The 17,212-nt window shown below is 72.1% G+C and carries 20 protein-coding genes; 6 read left to right on the plus strand and 14 right to left on the minus strand.

Annotation, left to right across the window (positions count from 1 at the left end; translation table 11 throughout):
* Positions 1–67: 67 nt before the first annotated feature.
* From Nocox_RS43830 to sigE, 3 genes are all read right to left on the minus strand, one after another.
* Positions 68–2,047 (minus strand): trypsin-like peptidase domain-containing protein, encoded by a 1,980-nt coding sequence (locus tag Nocox_RS43830; RefSeq protein WP_051112656.1) that lies wholly within the window; start codon positions 2,045–2,047, stop codon positions 68–70.
* Between the two features lie 141 nt (positions 2,048–2,188).
* Entirely contained in the window at positions 2,189–2,710 is a 522-nt protein-coding gene (locus Nocox_RS36605; protein WP_020545020.1) for an anti-sigma factor family protein, read from the minus strand.
* Between the two features lies 1 nt (position 2,711).
* Entirely contained in the window at positions 2,712–3,344 is a 633-nt protein-coding gene (gene sigE, locus Nocox_RS36610; protein WP_033410039.1) for an RNA polymerase sigma factor SigE, read from the minus strand.
* A gap of 173 nt (positions 3,345–3,517) precedes the next feature.
* Here sigE and Nocox_RS36615 point away from each other — a divergent pair, with 173 nt between their 5' ends.
* Positions 3,518–4,156 carry an O-methyltransferase gene (locus Nocox_RS36615; protein WP_020545022.1) on the plus strand — a complete coding sequence of 213 codons (639 nt, stop codon included), beginning with the start codon at positions 3,518–3,520 and terminating at the stop codon, positions 4,154–4,156.
* Between the two features lie 12 nt (positions 4,157–4,168).
* On the opposite strand, the gene Nocox_RS36620 is transcribed toward Nocox_RS36615, so the two are convergent.
* Both Nocox_RS36620 and Nocox_RS36625 read right to left on the minus strand, forming a co-directional pair.
* Positions 4,169–5,578: a leucyl aminopeptidase gene (locus Nocox_RS36620; protein ID WP_157383230.1), complete on the minus strand. Its 1,410-nt coding sequence runs from the start codon at positions 5,576–5,578 to the stop codon at positions 4,169–4,171.
* 88 nt (positions 5,579–5,666) lie between these two features.
* On the minus strand, positions 5,667–5,834 hold the full coding sequence (locus Nocox_RS36625) for a DUF3117 domain-containing protein (protein WP_020545024.1): 168 nt from the start codon (positions 5,832–5,834) through the stop codon (positions 5,667–5,669).
* A gap of 181 nt (positions 5,835–6,015) precedes the next feature.
* On the opposite strand from Nocox_RS36625, the gene Nocox_RS36630 reads away from it, so the two are divergent.
* Together Nocox_RS36630 and Nocox_RS36635 are read left to right on the plus strand one after the other, a co-directional pair.
* Positions 6,016–6,792, plus strand: coding sequence for a PaaX family transcriptional regulator (locus Nocox_RS36630; RefSeq protein ID WP_026214729.1), 777 nt, complete (start codon positions 6,016–6,018; stop codon positions 6,790–6,792).
* A gap of 56 nt (positions 6,793–6,848) precedes the next feature.
* The gene (locus tag Nocox_RS36635; RefSeq protein ID WP_157383258.1) at positions 6,849–7,565 is read left to right on the plus strand and encodes an enoyl-CoA hydratase-related protein; all 717 of its coding nucleotides are present in this window, start codon (positions 6,849–6,851) and stop codon (positions 7,563–7,565) included.
* Between the two features lie 11 nt (positions 7,566–7,576).
* On the opposite strand, the gene Nocox_RS36640 is transcribed toward Nocox_RS36635, so the two are convergent.
* The 6 genes from Nocox_RS36640 to Nocox_RS36665 all read right to left on the minus strand — a co-directional run bounded on the left by Nocox_RS36640 (position 7,577) and on the right by Nocox_RS36665 (position 12,454).
* Positions 7,577–8,095: a DNA-3-methyladenine glycosylase I gene (locus Nocox_RS36640; protein ID WP_051112669.1), complete on the minus strand. Its 519-nt coding sequence runs from the start codon at positions 8,093–8,095 to the stop codon at positions 7,577–7,579.
* Between the two features lie 29 nt (positions 8,096–8,124).
* The gene (locus Nocox_RS36645; RefSeq protein WP_020545028.1) at positions 8,125–8,856 is read right to left on the minus strand and encodes a hypothetical protein; all 732 of its coding nucleotides are present in this window, start codon (positions 8,854–8,856) and stop codon (positions 8,125–8,127) included.
* Between the two features lie 99 nt (positions 8,857–8,955).
* Positions 8,956–9,540 carry an LOG family protein gene (locus Nocox_RS36650; RefSeq protein WP_020545029.1) on the minus strand — a complete coding sequence of 195 codons (585 nt, stop codon included), beginning with the start codon at positions 9,538–9,540 and terminating at the stop codon, positions 8,956–8,958.
* A gap of 11 nt (positions 9,541–9,551) precedes the next feature.
* Complete coding sequence (locus Nocox_RS36655) at positions 9,552–10,349, minus strand: LOG family protein (RefSeq protein WP_020545030.1); 798 nt, start codon at positions 10,347–10,349, stop codon at positions 9,552–9,554.
* A 216-nt stretch (positions 10,350–10,565) separates the two neighbouring features.
* On the minus strand, positions 10,566–11,621 hold the full coding sequence (dapE, locus tag Nocox_RS36660) for a succinyl-diaminopimelate desuccinylase (RefSeq protein ID WP_020545031.1): 1,056 nt from the start codon (positions 11,619–11,621) through the stop codon (positions 10,566–10,568).
* The gene (locus Nocox_RS36665; RefSeq protein WP_020545032.1) at positions 11,621–12,454 is read right to left on the minus strand and encodes a 2,3,4,5-tetrahydropyridine-2,6-dicarboxylate N-succinyltransferase; all 834 of its coding nucleotides are present in this window, start codon (positions 12,452–12,454) and stop codon (positions 11,621–11,623) included. The genes dapE and Nocox_RS36665 overlap by 1 nt, the downstream gene beginning before the upstream one ends.
* Positions 12,455–12,497: 43 nt before the next feature.
* On the opposite strand from Nocox_RS36665, the gene Nocox_RS36670 reads away from it, so the two are divergent.
* Positions 12,498–13,310, plus strand: coding sequence for a hypothetical protein (locus Nocox_RS36670; RefSeq protein ID WP_020545033.1), 813 nt, complete (start codon positions 12,498–12,500; stop codon positions 13,308–13,310).
* Positions 13,311–13,455: 145 nt separating this feature from the next.
* Here Nocox_RS36670 and Nocox_RS36675 read toward each other — a convergent pair whose 3' ends face one another.
* The 3 genes from Nocox_RS36675 to fdxA all read right to left on the minus strand — a co-directional run bounded on the left by Nocox_RS36675 (position 13,456) and on the right by fdxA (position 15,756).
* Positions 13,456–14,163 (minus strand): DUF4178 domain-containing protein, encoded by a 708-nt coding sequence (locus Nocox_RS36675; RefSeq protein WP_063711663.1) that lies wholly within the window; start codon positions 14,161–14,163, stop codon positions 13,456–13,458.
* A gap of 91 nt (positions 14,164–14,254) precedes the next feature.
* Positions 14,255–15,325 (minus strand): succinyldiaminopimelate transaminase, encoded by a 1,071-nt coding sequence (dapC, locus tag Nocox_RS36680; protein ID WP_020545036.1) that lies wholly within the window; start codon positions 15,323–15,325, stop codon positions 14,255–14,257.
* Positions 15,326–15,429: 104 nt separating this feature from the next.
* Positions 15,430–15,756, minus strand: a complete 327-nt coding sequence (fdxA, locus tag Nocox_RS36685) for a ferredoxin (RefSeq protein WP_020545037.1) — start codon at positions 15,754–15,756, stop codon at positions 15,430–15,432.
* 198 nt (positions 15,757–15,954) lie between these two features.
* Here fdxA and Nocox_RS44280 point away from each other — a divergent pair, with 198 nt between their 5' ends.
* Both Nocox_RS44280 and Nocox_RS36690 read left to right on the plus strand, forming a co-directional pair.
* Complete coding sequence (locus Nocox_RS44280) at positions 15,955–16,092, plus strand: hypothetical protein (RefSeq protein ID WP_425517808.1); 138 nt, start codon at positions 15,955–15,957, stop codon at positions 16,090–16,092.
* Between the two features lie 116 nt (positions 16,093–16,208).
* Positions 16,209–17,174 carry an ABC transporter substrate-binding protein gene (locus Nocox_RS36690; protein WP_020545038.1) on the plus strand — a complete coding sequence of 322 codons (966 nt, stop codon included), beginning with the start codon at positions 16,209–16,211 and terminating at the stop codon, positions 17,172–17,174.
* Positions 17,175–17,212 lie beyond the last annotated feature (38 nt).

Here is a 17,212-nt window from a genome sequence, read left to right on the forward strand (position 1 = left end):
TAAGGGCTCCCGGGCACCGCTACGATGCCCGGCCTCGGGACAGCTCCTGGACGGCCCCGGATCGGCGTCAGGACGGCGTCGGCGACGGGCCGTCCTCGGCCACCACCGTCAGCGTCGCGGTGCGTTCCTGCCCGGCGCGCTGGTACTTGATGGTGATCTTCGAGCCGGGGGTCTTGCTGCGGATCAGCGCGATCAGCTCGTTGCCGTCCTGGAGGGCGAGACCGTCCATCTCCAGGATCACGTCGCCGGCCCGCAGCCCGGCCTTGTCGGCGGGGCCGCCGGGGGTCACCGGCTGCTGGCCGCTCACGTTCGCGGTGGCGATCTTCACGCCCTGGCCGCGGTAGTCCTTCTCCAGCACGATGCCGATCTTCGGCCGCTTGGCCCGGCCGGTGCTGATCAGCTCCTCGGCCACCCGCCGCGTCTGGTTCACCGGGATCGCGAAGCCGAGGCCGATGCTGCCGCTCTGGCCGTTGATCGACCGGCTGAGGGTGGCGATGGCCGAGTTGACCCCGACGACCTCGCCGCGGCTGTTGACCAGCGGGCCGCCCGAGTTGCCGGGGTTGATCGCGGCGTCGGTCTGGATGGCGCTGATGTACGCCGTCTCCTCGGTGCCCGCGCCGGTCTCGTCGCCGGCGATGACGGGGCGGTTGAGCGAGCTGACGATGCCCGTCGTGACCGTGCCCGTCAGCCCGAGCGGCGAGCCGATCGCGATGACCGGGTCGCCCACGACCACCTGGTCGGAGTTGCCGAGGGTGATCTCCGGCGTGCCGAACGTCTCCTCCGGCTTGACCACGGCCAGGTCGGAGCCGGGGTCGCGGCCGACGATGCGGGCCGAGGTGGTCTTGCGGTTGTTGAACTGGATCTGGATCTCGCCGCCGTTGGCCGCCATGGCGACCACGTGGTTGTTGGTCACCACGTAGCCGTTCTTGATCAGGAAGCCGGAGCCGGAGGCGCCCTCGGTGTTGGAGCCGTTGCCGACCTCCAGGGAGACCACGCTGGGCAGCACCCGCGCGGCCACGCCCGCGATGGAGCCGGGGTCGCGGCTGGCGGCGCCGGTGGGCACCGGGCCGAGGCTGTAGGAGGGGTCGGTGACGGCGGAGCCGCTGGGCCTGGTCAGCAGGTAGGTGCCGACGCTGCCGAGGCCGGAGGCCACCAGCGCGATGGCGAGGGCGAGGGCGATCAGCCCGCCCGTGCCGGGTCCGCGCCGCCGGTCACCCGCCGGCCCGCCGTGCACCGGGGGCGGCGGGGCCCAGCCTGCCCCCATGCCGAGCGCCTGCCCGGGAGGCGGCGGCGGAGGCGTCCCGAAGGACGGCCCGCCGAACGACGGCCCCCCGAACGAGGCGCCCCCGGAGGACGGCCCCCCGAACGAGGGCCCCCCGTAGGAGGCGCCTCCGGACGGAGAGCCGCCGAAGGAGGGCTCTCCGTCCGGAGGCGGACTGCCGTAGGAGGTGCCCCCGGAGGATGGGCCGCCGAAGGAGGGCTCCCCGGACGACGGCCCCCCGTAGGAGGCGCCCCCGGAGGACGGGCCGCCGAAGGAGGTGCCGCTGGAGGACGGGGTGCCGAACGGTGGGCCGGCGTAGGGCGGGGCTGTGGAGGCCGGGCCGCCGAAGGACGGGCCGCTCACCGTGTCGGCGAGCGGGCGGTCGCCGGTCGGCCCGTCGCCGAAGGTGTCGTCGCCGGACGCCGGGCCGCCGTCGGGCCGCCCGAACGCGGGGCTGTCGTACTGGCGGGTGCCGTGGTCCTGGCCGGTGCCCGGAGCGGCGAAGGCCGGCGCGTACGCCGGCCCGCTCCCGCCCCGCTGCTCCCCCGAAGCGTCGGGCGAGCCGCCGTAGGGCGCGTAGGAGGGCTGGTACGGCGGCGGCCCCGCGGGCTCGGCGGCGCGGCCCGACGGATCGCCCCAGGAGGTGCCGCCGAAGGAGGCGGGAGGCTCCGCGCGCCCGCCCGGCGACTCGGCCGGGTGGTCGGCGGGCAGGAACTCCGGCCGCCCCTGTGACTCGGGGTAGTCCGACGGCGTGCGTCCTTCGGTGGGGCGCGTCTCGTCGGTCATCTAAGTCTCACCACTCCTTGGCTCGGCCGCCGCAATCGTCGCCATTGCGGCATACGAGGGTTATAAGGACCCGAACCCAGATCGTATGCCCGTACCGTGCGCGGCTACGCCAACCTTGGCCATCTCCGGCATATCGGGACGTCAGGGAGTGGGGACCGTCGGAGCGCCCGTCGGCGAGTGCTGCAACTTGTACAGCTCGACCGGCGGCCTCTGGCTCTCCTGACCCGTGCCGGAGACGGCGAAGAACGTGCCGAGCGCCACGGCGGCCGACACCACGCTCACCGCGACGTACGCCGAGCGCCGCCTACCGCCACGGCCGGGGCCCGAAGCCCCTCCAGTGGAGTCCCTGCGGGGCCGGTTGTCCAGCGGGGCGATGCTGTGCGGGCCGGGGATGGGCACACCCCCGAAAGTACGGGTGGGAAAAGGGCGCTCCCTCGGCGGCAGCGGCCCGCCCGGCTCCGCCATGCGGAGCAGGGACATCGTGAGGTCCGCCGGCATCACCGGCGTCTCCAGCGAGCGCAGACGCGCCTTCAGCGCGCGTACGGACTCGACCTCCGCCCTGCAGTCGGCGCAGAAGGTCAGGTGCGCCAGCGCGCGCTCTCGCTCGTGATGACCGAGCTCGCCGTCGACCAGCGCCGAAACGCGTTCTCCAAGATGGGCCATATCAGACTTCCTCCCCACGGATAACGGACGGGGGGAGTTGGTTGGCACGGGGGGCCCGGTGGTCGAGAGCCTCCCGCAACTGCGCCCGACCACGATGAATGCGGCTGCGGACCGTGCCCAGCTTCACGCCGAGCGTTTTCGCGATCTCCTCGTAGGACAGACCCTCGATGTCACAGAGCACGATCGCGGCCCGGAACTCGGGTGCGAGCGCGTCGAGGGCGGCCTGGATGTCGGGCTCCAGGTGGGCGTCGTCGAACGCCTGCGCCGGCGACGGCTCCCGGCCGCGCAGCCGCTCGGCGGCGTCGTCGGCCAGCCCCTCGAACCTGATGCGCTGCTTGCGCCGCGCCATGTCGAGGAACAGGTTGGTCGTGATCCGGTGCAGCCACCCCTCGAACGTTCCGGGGGTGTAGCTGGACAACGACCTGAAGACCCGGACGAAGACCTCCTGAGTGAGGTCCTCGGCGTCGTGAACGTTGCCGGTCAGCCGGTACGCGAGCCGGTACACGCGCGCGGAGTGCGTCCGCACGACTTCCTCCCACGTGGGAGGCGTCCAGTCAGACGACACGGGAGCATCCGTCTGGTGGTCGCTCTCGTCCACCAGAACTCCTCTCTCTGGGACCACCGCTATCGCCATAGTGCCTGGTTTCGTCCCTTCGTGCGCACTGCCTGCCTTCCGGACCGGCAAAGCCCGTTTAAACCTGCAACGCCTCGGAGCCCTCCTGAGTTCCCGTCCCGGCGTGTCTCCCCTAGGCTGCGATCGGTGCCAATCACGCGGACACATCGCAAGAAAGTGGGGGGAGGCGGCCGATGACCGATCAGGTGGAGGCCACTCTGGCCTATGCGGAGCAGTTTCATCAGGAGGATGAGATCCTGCACGCGGCGCGGCAGCGCGGGCTGGAGATGGGGGCCGTGCCCGTCCTTCCCGGCGCGGGCGCCGCGCTGTGCTTCCTCGCCACCGCGGTCAACGCCAAGGCGGTGGTGGAGATCGGCACGGGCTGCGGCGTCTCGGGGCTGTGGCTGCTGCGCGGCATGCGCGCCGACGGCACGCTGACCAGCGTGGACGTCGAGCCCGAGCACCAGCGCCTGGCCCGGCAGGCGTACGCGGAGGCCGGGTTCTCCGGCGCGCGGGTGCGGCTGATCTCCGGGCGGGCGCTCGACGTGCTGCCCCGCCTGTCCGACGGCGGCTACGACATGGTCTTCGCCGACGGCGCCAAGCAGGAGTACGCCGACTATCTGGCCGAGGCCGTCCGCCTGCTGCGCGTGGGCGGCATCGTGGCCTTCGACAACATGTTGTGGCACAACCGCGTGGCCGACCCGGCGCAGCGCGACCCCGACACGGTCGCGCTGCGCGAGCTCGGCAAGCTGGTGCAGTCGGACGAGCGGCTGCGCTCGGTGCTCATGCCCCTCGGCGACGGCCTGCTGGCCGCCGTCAAGGTGTCGGCCTGACCCCGGCCGGGCTCATCCCCGGGTGAGCCACTCCAGCAGGACGCGCACGCCGAACCCGGTGGCGCCCTTGCTGAGCGTGCCCTCGTCCACGGTGCTGCGGCCGACCCCGGCGATGTCGAGGTGCGCCCACGGCCGCTCGCCCGCGAACTCCCGCAGGAACAGCGCCGCCGTGATCGAGCCCGCCCCGAAGCGCGAGCCCGCCTCGACGTTGGCGAGGTCGGCGACGGACGACTCCAGCGCGGGCGCGTACTCGTCGATGAGCGGCATCCGCCACAGCCGGTCGTCGCTCGCCTGACCGGCCGCGACGAGCCGCTCCGCCAGGTCGTCGTCGGAGGCGTAGACGGCGCCCACGCTGCGGCCGAGCGCCACGCTGATGGCCCCGGTGAGCGTGGCGACGTCCACCACCGCGTCGGGGTCGAGCTCGGCGTCGGCGTAGGCGAGGGCGTCGGCCAGCACGAGCCGCCCCTCGGCGTCGGTGTTGAGCACCTCGACCGTGCGGCCGCCGTAGTGGGTGATGACGTCGCTGGGCCGCTGCGCGGTGCCCGAGGGCATGTTCTCTGCGGCGGCGACCAGCCCGGTGACCCGCACCGGCGCCTTCAGCTCGGCGAGGGCGCGCAGCACCGCGATGACGACCGCCCCGCCCGCCATGTCGGTCTTCTGGGTCTTCATGTTCTCGGTCGGCTTGAGCGACAGGCCGCCCGAGTCGAACGTGATGCCCTTGCCCACCAGCACCACGTGCCGCTCCGCGGGCCGCTCTGGGGTGTAGGAGAGCTGGATGAGGCGGGGCGGGCTGGCCGAGCCCTGCCCGACGGCGAGGATGCCGCCGAAGCCCTCGGCCCGCAGCCGCTCCTCGTCCCACACCCGCACCGGCAGCCCGGTCTCGGCGGCCCGCTCGGCGAGCCAGGCGGGGTTCTTGACCGAGGAGGGCGTGTTGGCGAGGTCGCGCGCCAGAGCCACCGCCCGCGCCGTGATCCCGGCCCGCTCCAGGGCGGCGGGGTCGGCCCCCGCGAGCGCCAGCCTCGCCACCGCCCGGCGCCCCGCGTCGCCGATGCGGAACGTGTAGGCGGCCAGCAGGGCGGCCTCGGCGAACGCGGTGAGGTCACCGTCCGGCGGCACCACGGTCAGGGTGTCCCTGCCCTTGGCCCGGCGCACGAGGGCCGCGCCCGCCTTGCGCAGCGCGGCCGGCGAGCCGTCGCCGACGCCGTAGAACAGCACCCGGCCCACGCCCCCGGCACGGGCCACGGGCACCTCCACGACCTCCCCGGCCTCTCCCTTGGCCTCGTAGTGGGCCAGCAGGTCGCGCACCGGCAGGTGCAGCTCCACCTCGCGCGCCGGGACGAGGTCGGAGGCGTACGGGATCGCCAGCAACTCGGCGTCGGCGGGCACCTCGGCGACCACCACGGCAGTGGTCTCAATGGGCACGGGAAATCTCCTCCAACGTCAGCGACCCTGGCGCCGGTGCAGCCGGGTACGCGCCAGGGTCGTGGAACAGGTTGTCTCTCGGGAGCGCTCAGCCGACGACGTTCTTCAACGCCTCACCGAGGGCCTTGGCCTCGTCGGCGGAGATCTCCACGACGAGCCGGCCGCCGCCTTCGAGAGGGACCCGCATGACAATGCCGCGCCCTTCCTTGGTGACCTCGAGCGGACCATCGCCGGTCCGCGGCTTCATCGCCGCCATGCGTGCATCCCTTCCTGCCTTGGGCTCCCGCGGCCCGCGATTTCCGACCTCCCAGGAGGGGTGGTCGGCGCATTCACGTCTTCTGTGATGTCCTATTCTCCCGCATCGAGAGCGCTCATGGGTAACGATCTCCTCCCAGAATGCGTTGTCGGGGCGTGCGAAGACGGCCAAACTGGACTGCGTGCACGCTCGCGCCGCTCTGTTCGATCTCTACGGGGACCACCTGCGCCAGCGTGGCGGGCAGGCGTCCGTCGCCGCGCTCGTGCGGCTCATGAAACCCCTGGAAATCGCGGCCCCGGCCGTCCGTACGGCGGTCTCCCGCATGGTGCGCCAGGGCTGGCTGCGGCCGGTCAGGCTGCCGCAGGGGCCCGGCTACGGGCTGACGCCCAAGTGCGTGCGCCGGCTCGATGAGGCGGCGCTGAGAATTTACCGAGCCGGGACCCCTCCGTGGCCGGGCCGCTGGCATGTCGTCGTGCTGGAGCCGGTCAAGGAGCGCCCGCGCAGGGAGCGGCTGCGGGCCGATCTCACCTTCCTCGGCTACGCCGCGCTGTCCGAGACGACCTGGATCGGTCCACACTCCTCCGCCGAGCTGGACGCCCTGCTGGAGGGCGAGGGCGTGCGGGCCGACCGGTTCGACTCCGCGCTCGACGGCGACCCGCGCGAGCTGGTGGCGCGGGCCTGGGATCTGGACGCCATCGGCGAGGCGTACGAGCAGTGGCTCGCCGAGGCTGTCACGCTGATCAGCACGCTGCCCGGGTCGGCCCCGGACGACCAGGTCTTCGCCGCCCGCAGCAGGCTCGTCCACGGCTGGCGGAACTTCCTGTTCCGCGACCCCGGCCTGCCGGGCGAGCTGCTGCCGGCCGGCTGGCCGGGTGAGAAGGCCAGGGCCTACTTCGAGCAGGAGGCCGCCAGGCTGCTGCCCGCAGCCACCGCGTTCGTCGACAGGGAGTTGCCTTGATCCGCTACGACGTGGCCGACGCCGTCGCCACCATCACCCTCGACCGCCCCGACGCGATGAACTCGCTCACCACCGAGCTCAAACGGGCCCTCCTCGACGCGCTGCGGCGCGCCGCGGACGACCGCGCGATCCGGGCCGTGCTGCTGACCGGCGCGGGCCGGGCCTTCTGCGCGGGCCAGGACCTGCGCGAGCACGCCGACAACCTGGAGGCGGGACGCGGCCTCGACGACACCGTGCGTCTCCACTACAACCCCGTCGTCGAGCTGCTGACCACGATGCCGAAACCGGTGGTGGCCGCGGTCAACGGGGTCGCGGCGGGCGCGGGGGCGTCCCTCGCCTTCGCCTGCGACCTGCGGGTGGCCTCGGAGAAGGCGAAGTTCGCGCTCGCCTTCACCGGCATCGGCCTCGCCCCCGACTCCGGCGCGTCGTGGACGCTGCAGCGCCTCGTCGGGCTCGGCCGGGCCGCCGAGCTGATGCTGCTCGGCGAGCCGCTGGACGCCTCCCGCGCCCTGGAGCTGGGGCTGGTCACGCGGGTGGTGCCCGCCGACGACGTGATGAAGACCGCGTACGAGCTGGCGGCGCGGCTGGCGCAGGGGCCGACGCTCGCGTACGCGGCCACCAAGCGGGCCCTCGCCCACGCCGCCACGCACGCGCTGCCCGACGCGCTCGCCCTGGAGGCCGACCTTCAGGACGAGTGCGCGGCCACCCGCGACCACCGCGAGGCGACCAGGGCCTTCCTCGCCAAGCAGCGTCCGGCCTTCACCGGTGAGTGACGCGGCCGGGCTCAGCGGGTGCGGGCCACGCAGTCCGCGAGATGGTCGTTGACCAGGCCGATCGCCTGCATGAGCGCGTAGGCCGTGGTCGGGCCGACGAACCTGAAGCCGTGCCGCTTCAGCTCCTTGGCCAGCGCCTTGGAGCCGGGCGTGACGGCGGGGACGTCGGCCATCGTCCTCGGCACCGGGGAGTCGGGGTCGGCGTGCCGCCACACCAGCTCGGACAGGCCGCCCGGGAGAGCCTGGGCGGCTCTGGCGTTGCTGACGGCCGCCTCGATCTTGGCGCGGTTGCGGACGATGCCGGCGTCGCCGAGCAGCCGTTCGACGTCCTGCTCCATGTAGGCGGCGACCTTGGGGATGGAGAAGCCGTCGAAGGCGGCGCGGAAGTTCTCGCGCTTGCGCAGGATCGTCAGCCAGGACAGGCCGGACTGGAACGCCTCCAGCGCGACGCGCTCGAAGACCGCGTCGTCGCCCCTGACCGGGCGGCCCCACTCCTCGTCGTGGTAGGCGAGGTACATCGGGTCGGACATGCCCGCCCAGGTGCAGCGGATCAGCTCGGTCACGCCCGCTCGTCCCCGTCGGCGTCCTTGGCCGCCCGCGCGGTGCGCGCCGGCTCCCCGCCCTTGTCCTGCTCGTCCTTCTCGCTCTCGGCCTCCGCCTCGTCGGCCTTGTCGTCGGCCTTCTCGCCGGCCTTCTCGTCGGTGGGGGCGGCGGGCTGGTCAGCGGCGGCGGCGGGTTGCTCCGGCTCGGGGCCGGACTCAGGGCCGGGCTCGGGGCCGGGCTTTGAGGTGGCGTCGGCGGGCAGGCGCCACTCGGGCTCCTCGGGCAGGTGCTGGAGCTCGGCCCCGCCGTCCCACGACACCGACACGCCGCTCGACGTCACGGGGTCGCCGGACTCCGGCAGCTCCCTGTCGACGGCCGGCGCCTCGGGCTCGTGGTCGGTCCGCAGGCCGGCCCCCGGCGCGGCGTAGACCTCCTGGCGCGCGTACAGCCGGCTGGACAGCAGCTCGGAGACGCGCTGCTCCAGCACGGCGATCCTGGTGTCGCGCTCGCTGAGCGCGGTGGCCGCCCGGCGCAGGGTCTCATCGACGCTCGCCGTGTGGTATCCGACCAGGTTGACCGGCAGTTGGAGCGCCATGAAGTCGACCGCCGTGAGCTGTCCCGGCTCGGGCAGGTCGAGCGGCGGCACGTCCGGCGGGAACTCGGTCAGCTCACCGCCCCGACCGAGGGAGACCACGACCACGCAGGCCAGGATGGCGATGGCGGCGACGGCGAGTATGACCAGCAGCACATTGGCATCGTACTCATACCATCGGGGCATGAGGTCCGCACTTGCCGCGCCAGGTGCGCCTTCGGGCAAGACCGTCCTGGTCAGCGGGGCCGGACCGGGTCAGGGGGTGGCCTCGCCCAGCTCGGCGACGCTCGGCCGGACCGGCTGGGAGCGGGCCTCCAGCCGGGCGAACGCCTCCTCGACGGTCGTCGTCCACGAGATCGCGTCGAACACCTCGGGCCGGGTGAAGCCCTCGTCGTAGAGGTGGCTCATGAGCCGCCTGAGCGGTTCGTACAGGCTCCAGGGGTCGAGCACCACGAGGGGCTTGTCGTGCATGCCCAGCACCCGCGCGGTCCAGATCTCGAACAGCTCCTCCAGCGTGCCGATGCCGCCCGGCAGCACCAGGAAGGCGTCGGAGCGGGCGTCCATGACGCCCTTGCGCTCCCGCATGTCGCCGGTGACGATCAGCTCGTGCGACTCCTCGTCGGCCACCTCCATGTCGACCAGCACCTGAGGGATCACGCCGATCGTGCGCCCGCCCGCCGCGCGGGCCGCCGAGGTGACCGCGCCCATGCAGGAGATCGATCCGCCGCCGCTGACGAGGGTGTGCCCGCGCCGGCCGAGTTCGGTGCCGACGCGGGCGGCCAGGTCGAGGTATTTCCTGTCGATGCGCAGGCTGGAGGCGCAGAAGACGCAGATGTTCACGTGGCGGAAGCCTATTGCGGCTCGGCGCTGTGGCCCGCGGCGGCCTCGATCTCCTCCTGGCGCTGCCTGCTGCGGGCCCGGTCGGACTCCACGATGATGCGCACGGCCTCGTCGACGTCGTCGGTGACGGTGATGAGCTCGAGGTCGTGCGAGGCGATCTTGCCGGTGCCGAGCAGGCTGCTCTTGACCCAGTCGAGCAGGCCGCCCCAGAAGTCGCTGCCCACCAGCACCACCGGGAACGAGGTGACCTTGCGCGTCTGCACCAGCGTCAGCGCCTCGAACAGCTCGTCCAGCGTGCCGAAGCCGCCGGGCAGGGCGATGAAGCCGCAGGAGTACTTCACGAACATCGTCTTGCGCACGAAGAAGTAGCGGAACTCGATGCCGAGGTCCACGAAGTCGTTCATGCGCTGCTCGAACGGCAGCTCGATGCCGAGCCCGACCGAGATCGCGCCGTCCACCTCGCGCGCGCCGCGGTTGGCCGCCTCCATCACGCCGGGCCCGCCGCCGGTGATGACGGCGTAGCCGGCCTCGGCCAGCGCCCGGCCGAGCGCCAGGCCCGTACGGTAGTCGGGGGAGTCACCGCGCGTGCGGGCCGAGCCGAACACGGTGACCGCGGGCGGCAGCTCGGCGAGCTGGCCGAAGCCCTCCACGAACTCGGCCTGGATGCGCATGACCCGCCACGGGTCCATGTGCACCCAGTCGGAGGAGCCCTGGCGGGCCAGCAGCCGCTGGTCGTGGGTGGAGCTGGGCACCATACTGCCGCGCACGACGGACTGGCCCTGACGGCGCTCCCGGCGGTTCTGTTCCATGCGGATCACGCTAGCCCTTTCTCGCGAGAGGTCGCGGCCTGGCGGCGAAAGCCCAGGTGGCGGGGTGGTTACGGGAATCGGAAAAAAACTTGGGAGGCGGGGAACCGGATTTCCGCTCCCTCACGTCTAACTGGCGAGGGTGCTGCTCGGGACTGAAAGTGGTCTTCCCCGCCAAATGGCCGGCGAGGAAGGCCACTTTCATATGTAGGCAGGTTCTCACCCGGTGAGCCAGTCGCGCATCGCGCGCTCGCCCTCCACGATCCTCGGCAGCGACACGTACTCCCCCTGCTGGTGCGCCAGGTTGGGGTCGCCGGGCCCGTAGTTCACGGCGGGGACGCCGAACGCGGAGAAGCGGGCGACGTCCGTCCAGCCGAGCTTGGCCCGCGGCGTGCCGCCCACGGCCGCCGCGAACGCCGCCGCCACCGGATGCGTCAGCCCCGGCCGGGCCGCCGGCGCCCCGTCGGTGAAGGTCACCTCGAAGCCGTCGAACACCTCGCGTACGTGCTCGCGGGCCTGCTCGATCGTCAGGTCGGGGGCGAAGCGGTAGTTGACGGTGACCACGCACCGGTCGGGGATGACGTTGCCGGCCACGCCACCGGAGACGCCGACCGCGTTGAGCCCTTCGTGGTACTCCAGCCCGTCGACCACCGGCCGGCGCGCCTCGTAGGCGTTCAGCCGGGCGAGCACCGGCTCGATCCCGTGAATGGCGTTGACCCCGAACCACGAGCGGGCGCTGTGGGCGCGCTTGCCGGTCACCGCGACCTCGGCGCGCAGCGTGCCCTGGCAGCCGCCCTCGATCACGCCGTCGGTCGGCTCCATCAGCACCGCGAAGTCGGCGAGCAGCCAGTCGGGGTGCTCCCTCGCGACCCGGGTGAGGCCGTTGCGCTCGGCCTCGATCTCCTCGCAGTCGTAGAAGACGTAGGTGACGTCCCGGTTGGGCGCGGGCACGGTGGCGGCCAGCCGGAGCGCGACCGCCACGCCGGCCTTCATGTCGGAGGTGCCGCACCCGTACAGCAGGTCGCCCTCGACCCGGCTCGGCAGGTTGCCCGCGACCGGGACGGTGTCGAGGTGGCCGGCGATCAGCACGCGCTCGGCATGGCCGAGCTCGGTGCGGGCGACGACGGTCTCGCCGGACCGCTCCACCTTCAGGTGCGGCAGCGCGGCGAGCGCCCGCTCGACCGCGTCGGCCAGGGCGCGCTCGGCGCCGCTCACGGACTCGATGTCGACGATCGCGGCGGTGAGCGCGCGCACGTCCTGGGTCAGGTCCAGCATCAGGTGTTCACCCCGTGTTCCCGCAGCACCTCGTTGAGCGCCGCCTTGTCGTGCCGCTGCCCCGGCTCCAGCCGCTTGATCACCAGCACGCACGGCAGCCCGAACGTGCCTCCGGGGAACTCCCTCTGCCGCGTGCCGCTCACGGCCACACACCAGTCGGGGATCCGGCCCCGCGCCAGCTCCTCGCCGGTCTCGGCGTCGATCACCGGGATCGAGGCGGACAGGATCACCCCGGCGCCCACCACCGCGCCCCTGCCGACCCTCGCGCCCTCCACGATCATCGCCCTGCTGCCGACGAGCGCGTCGTCCTCGACCACGACCGGCACGGCGTTGGGCGGCTCCAGCACGCCGCCGACGCCGACCCCGCCGGACAGGTGCACGTTCTTGCCGATCTGGGCGCAGGAGCCGACGGTGGCCCAGGTGTCGACCATGGTGTTCTCGTCGACGTACGCGCCGATGTTCGTGAACGACGGCATCAGCACCACGCCGGGCGCCAGGTAGGACCCCCAGCGGGCGATCGCGCCGGGCACCACGCGCACGCCCTCGAAGGAGTTCTTCAGCGGCACGCGGTCCTGGTGGTGGAAGTCGCCCACCTGCGAGCGGGCCATGCCGAGCAGCTTGAAGGCGAGCAGGATCGCCCTCCTCGCCCGCTCGTCGACCTCCAGCTCGCCGTCCACGAGCCGGGCGGTGCGGGCGACCCCGGCGTCGAGCAGGTCCACCGCGCCGATCACCAGGTGGCGGGCCTCGTCGTCCTTGGGTGACAGCTCCGCGCGACGCTCCCAGAGCTCGTCGATGACCGGCGCTATCGGTGAGGAGGTGCTCGCGTCACTCATGGGCACGGAGCTTATCCGTCCGGGTAGGTTCTTCAGGGTGCGCATGCGCTTCTCCCGTGGGGTCATCACCATCGCGATCATCGTGATCGTCCTCGCCGTCGGCATCTCCGTGGGGCTCTTCCACCTGCTGAAGAGGACACCCCGCCTGGCCGAGCCCGAGGCCCACTGCACCGTGGGCACCGGCGAGTCCAAGATCACCCTCGATCCCGAGCAGGCGCAGATCGCCGCCACGATCGCCGCCGTCGCGGCGCGCAGGAAGCTGCCCGAGCGGGCCGTGGTCATCGCGTACGCGACCGCGATCCAGGAGTCGAAGCTCTACAACCTCGACTACGGCGACCGCGACTCGGTGGGCGTGTTCCAGCAGCGCGAGTCACAGGGGTGGGGCACGAAGAAGCAGATCATGGATCCCGTCTACGCCACCAACAGGTTCTTCGCCGCGCTGGTCAAGGTCAGGAACTACCGGAAGCTCCCGCTGGCCGAGGCGGCGCAGGCGGTGCAGCGCTCGGCGGGCGGCTACGCCTACGCGCCGCACGAGGAGCAGGCCAAGGTGCTGGCGGCGGCGTTCACCGGGCGCGTGCCGCGGTCGGTGCACTGCTGGTATCCGCCGGAGCACCGGACTCCGGCCCCGGCGCCCCGCACGGAGGAGGCGAGCAGGCAGCTCGCCCGCGCGCTCGGCAGCACGGCGATCACCTCGCGCAAGCGGGGCTGGCTGGTGGCCGCCTGGTCGGTGGCGCACGCCGAGAAGTACGGCCTCAGCCGGGTGCGCTACGCGGGCGCCGCCTGGTCCAACGATGCGCAGGCCAAGGGCTGGCGCACCGGCGACGGCTCGGGCACCGCCAAGGTCGAGCTGTCCTGAACCACTGCCGGGGTCACGTTGTCCTGAACCACTGCCGGGGTCGCGTTGTCCTGAACCACTGCCGGGGTCGCGTTGTCCTGAACCCCCGCGCAAAGCCGATTGCGCGCAATCCGCGCCGCGTTGCGGGCCCTGCCGCAACGCGGGCTCAGGAGGCGCGGCGGATGACGGAGATGGAGCCGGGCGGGAGGGGCTGGGCGTAGCTGGCGGTCCATGACCGGCCCTGGATGCGTTCGAAGGAGAGCAGCCGGCCGTCGCCCGCGCGGTAGTCGGCGAAGTCGAGCAGGCCCCGGTCGGGGTTGCCGGTGTCACCCTCGCTGCGGAAGGCGGCCGTGCCCCGGTCGACAGGGAAGAACTCCACGCCCTCCATGATGAGCATGCTCTTGGCGGGCACCATGCCCTGGGTGGGCACCTCGGTCCAGAGCAGCACCACCAGGTGGGGCGGGTCGCCGGGCTGCACCTCGACCGACAGCCACTGCCGGCGCCGGGCGCCGTCGCGCAGCAGGAACTCGGTCCACTGCTGGCCCTGCCACGAGATGTGCATGGCGCCGAGCACCCGCGCGGGCGAGCCGTGCACCTCGATCTTGTCACCCACGTGGAGGGTGCGGGGGTCGGTGTAGTCGGTGCTGGCCCGGCCGGGCAGGTTCGGAGGCACGGTGGGCGCGGCCACGGGGGCGCCCATGGGCCCGCTCGTCGGGGCCGGCATCGGGCTCTCCGCGGGCGCGACCTCGACCGCCGGCGGCGGCGTGCCCGCGCGGCCTCTCCTGTCTTGCCGCAACGTCGCCCAGAAGGCTATGAGCAGGAGCAGGACGAGGGCGATGCTCAGCCCGAGAACGACCATGGAGGTCATGCTCATCGATCAGCTCGCTCCACTCGCGGTCTGCCTCGGCATAAGCCCTTATCGATTTATGCGTGCCAAACCTCACGGTTTGCTCTGACGCGCGATCCTACTGGAGGCGGCGCACCGCCGCACTGATGCGTTCGTCAGTGGCGGTGACGGCGATGCGGATGTGCCGCTCACCTGCCGATCCGTAGAACTCGCCGGGCGCGACCAAAATGCCGATTTCGGAAAGCTTTCTCACTTGGTCCCAGGCGTTCTGTCCATTGGACGCCCAGAAGTACAGCCCTGCGGTCGAATGGTCGATCTGCCAGCCGGCCTTCTCCAGCGCGGGGCGGAGCAGGGCGCGGCGGGCGGCGTAGCGCTCGCGCTGGGCGTCGGCGTGGGCGTCGTCCTTCAGCGCGGCCGTCATCGCGGCCTGGACCGGGTCCGGCATCAGCATGCCGGCGTGCTTGCGGATCTCCAGCAGCCGCTTGACCAGGGCGGGGTCGCCGGTCACGAACCCGGCGCGATAGCCCGCCAGGTTGGAGCGCTTGGAGAGCGAGTGGACGGCGAGCAGCCCCTCGTGGGAGCCGCCGCAGACGTCGGGATGGAGGACGGAGATCGGCTCCTCCTCCCAGCCGAGCTCGATGTAGCACTCGTCGGAGGCGACGACCGCGCCGCGCTCGCGCGCCCAGTCCACCACCTTGCGCAGGTGCTCGGCGGGCAGCACCCGGCCCGTCGGGTTGCCGGGCGAGTTGACCCAGACGAGGTCGACCCGTTCGGGGCCGAGCGCGAGCGTGCTGTCGGAGGCCGTGCCCTCGGCCCCCGCGAGCCGGGCGCCCACGTCGTAGGTGGGATAGGCCAGCTCGGGGAAGACCACCCGGCGCGCCCCGAGATAGGTGGGCAGCCAGGCGACGAACTCCTTGGAACCGATCAGCGGGAGCACGTCCCGCTGGTCGACCTCGACGCCGTGGCGGCGGCGCAGCCAGCCGGCCGCGGCCTCGCGCAGCGCCTTGGTGCCGTGCGTGAAGGGATAGCCGGGGCTGTTCGCGGCCCCGGTCAGCGCCTGCCGGACGATCTCGGGCACGGGATCGACCGGCGTGCCGACCGAGAGGTCCACGATGCCGCCGGGATGAGCGAGCGCGCGCTCCTTGTACGGCTCCAGCCGGTCCCAAGGGAAGTCAGGCAGGTTGTTCACGGTGCTCCAGGGTGTTGCGTTGCCGTACGGCGCGTGCGCGGGCACGCCACGCGGACGGGGCGCATCCAGGCGCGGATGCCCCCGTGCACGACGTGGCGGGACCGTCAGTGATCCTCGCCCTGCGGCGGCAGCGCCGCCACCAGGGGGTGATCCCTCTCGATCTTGCCGACCTTCGAGGCGCCGCCCGGCGAGCCGAGCTCCTCGAAGAAGTCGACGTTGGCCTTGTAGTAGTCCTTCCACTGCTCGGGAAGGTCGTCCTCATAGAAAATGGCCTCGACGGGGCATACAGGCTCACACGCGCCGCAGTCCACGCACTCGTCGGGGTGGATGTAAAGCATGCGCTCGCCCTCGTAGATGCAATCGACGGGGCACTCCTCGATGCACGCCTTGTCCAGGACGTCCACGCAAGGCTGCGCGATGACGTAGGTCACCTCGAGCTCCTTCTTCTCCGCACCATGGCATGACTCTGACCGCGGTTTGCTACGCCCTAGTATTGCCGTGCTTGCCAGCTGGCCGAAACGGAGGGTGGCAAACTCGTGGCCGCACGCCTCGTCATCTCGATCACAAGTCAGGACATAGGGGCCCGGATCACCACGCGCCGCAGGGTTCCCGGCGGATTCCGGGACGCCGTGGGGATTCTGGAGTCGTGGGAACACGGGGTTCTGAGCGTGCGTAAAAAAGACGGCACTCTCGTGGAGATCTCGGAAGAGACGCTGGTCGCGGCCAGGGTCGTTCCCGCCGCGCCTCCTCGACCTGGGCCGCGATAACGGTCAGTATTCGTCATGTGACCGTACGTACCTGCGCCGCCGCAGCCGCAATCCTCGCCAGCGCCGGATGCGGCGCGTCGTCCACAGAGCCCACTTCGGCCAAGAACCTGCCGCCGGTGAACGTGCAGGCCGGCTCGCTCAAGGCCGGATTCTCCACCATCGACCGCCTCGCCGAGGCGGCCAAGCGCGAGGGGCAGCTCAACGTCATCGCGCTGCCCCGCGAATGGGTCAACTACGGCGAGGTCATCGACGCCTTCGCCGACAAGTACGGCATCAAGGTCAACGAGCTGGAGCCCAACGCCAGCAGCAGGCGGCAGATCGAGGCCGCCGCCCAGCTCAAGCCCGACGTGTTCGACCTCACGCTGGACGTGGCGGTCAAGGAGGCGGCCCGGTTCGCGCCGTACAAGGTGCAGGGCTGGCTGGACGTGCCCGACCGCGTCAAGGACCCGTCCGGCGCCTGGTACGCCGCCTACGGCGGCTACATGTCCATCGGGTACGACCCCCGCGCGGTCAAGGCCCCCGCCTCCTTCGCCGACCTGCTCAACCCCGGCTACCAGGTGGCGCTCGACGGCGACCCGCTCCGCTCGGCCGCCGCCTTCGGCGGCGTGATGGCGGCCTCCATGCGCGGCGGCGTGCCGAGGCCCGACCAGGGCGTGAACCTGTTCGCCAGGCTCAAGCAGGCCGGGCGGCTCACCGACCTGGCCAAGGCCAACACCATCGTCGCCTGGGACCACCTCAACGCCGCCCGCGGCGCCGCCCACTCCGACCGCTGGAAGGTCGTGATCCCGAGGGACGGGGCGCTCGGCGACTACCACGTCCAGGCGATCAACAAGGCCGCGCCGCATCCGGCCGCCGCCCGGCTGTGGCAGGAGTTCCTGTTCTCCGACGAGGGCCAGAACCTGCTGCAGAAGGGCTGGGCCCGTCCGACGCGCGGCGAGGCCATGGCCATGAAGGGCACCCTGGACGCCGAGCAGGCCGCCAAACTGCCCAAGGCGCCCGGCCCGCCGATCCTGCTCACGATCCCGCAGGAGGATGCCGGGAAGGCGTACCTGCGTAAGGAATGGGCCAAGAGCGTGGGATGAGTCGGTAGTGACTTGATATGTCGTAGGGACGATCAGGC

Origin of the sequence: Nonomuraea coxensis DSM 45129 (assembly GCF_019397265.1) — a bacterium.
GTDB lineage: Bacteria > Actinomycetota > Actinomycetes > Streptosporangiales > Streptosporangiaceae > Nonomuraea > Nonomuraea coxensis.

What these genes read in the sequence shown, in the direction of transcription:
- Nocox_RS43830 (WP_051112656.1), bottom strand. Translation starts at nt 2,047, where the DNA reads ATGACCGACGAGACGCGCCCCACCGAAGGACGCACGCCGTCGGACTAC.
- Nocox_RS36605 (WP_020545020.1), bottom strand. Translation starts at nt 2,710, where the DNA reads ATGGCCCATCTTGGAGAACGCGTTTCGGCGCTGGTCGACGGCGAGCTC.
- sigE (WP_033410039.1), bottom strand. Translation starts at nt 3,344, where the DNA reads ATGGCGATAGCGGTGGTCCCAGAGAGAGGAGTTCTGGTGGACGAGAGC.
- Nocox_RS36615 (WP_020545022.1), top strand. Translation starts at nt 3,518, where the DNA reads ATGACCGATCAGGTGGAGGCCACTCTGGCCTATGCGGAGCAGTTTCAT.
- Nocox_RS36625 (WP_020545024.1), bottom strand. Translation starts at nt 5,834, where the DNA reads ATGGCGGCGATGAAGCCGCGGACCGGCGATGGTCCGCTCGAGGTCACC.
- Nocox_RS36635 (WP_157383258.1), top strand. Translation starts at nt 6,849, where the DNA reads ATGAACTCGCTCACCACCGAGCTCAAACGGGCCCTCCTCGACGCGCTG.
- Nocox_RS36640 (WP_051112669.1), bottom strand. Translation starts at nt 8,095, where the DNA reads ATGTCCGACCCGATGTACCTCGCCTACCACGACGAGGAGTGGGGCCGC.
- Nocox_RS36655 (WP_020545030.1), bottom strand. Translation starts at nt 10,349, where the DNA reads ATGGAACAGAACCGCCGGGAGCGCCGTCAGGGCCAGTCCGTCGTGCGC.
- dapE (WP_020545031.1), bottom strand. Translation starts at nt 11,621, where the DNA reads ATGCTGGACCTGACCCAGGACGTGCGCGCGCTCACCGCCGCGATCGTC.
- Nocox_RS36665 (WP_020545032.1), bottom strand. Translation starts at nt 12,454, where the DNA reads ATGAGTGACGCGAGCACCTCCTCACCGATAGCGCCGGTCATCGACGAG.
- Nocox_RS36670 (WP_020545033.1), top strand. Translation starts at nt 12,498, where the DNA reads ATGCGCTTCTCCCGTGGGGTCATCACCATCGCGATCATCGTGATCGTC.
- Nocox_RS36675 (WP_063711663.1), bottom strand. Translation starts at nt 14,163, where the DNA reads ATGAGCATGACCTCCATGGTCGTTCTCGGGCTGAGCATCGCCCTCGTC.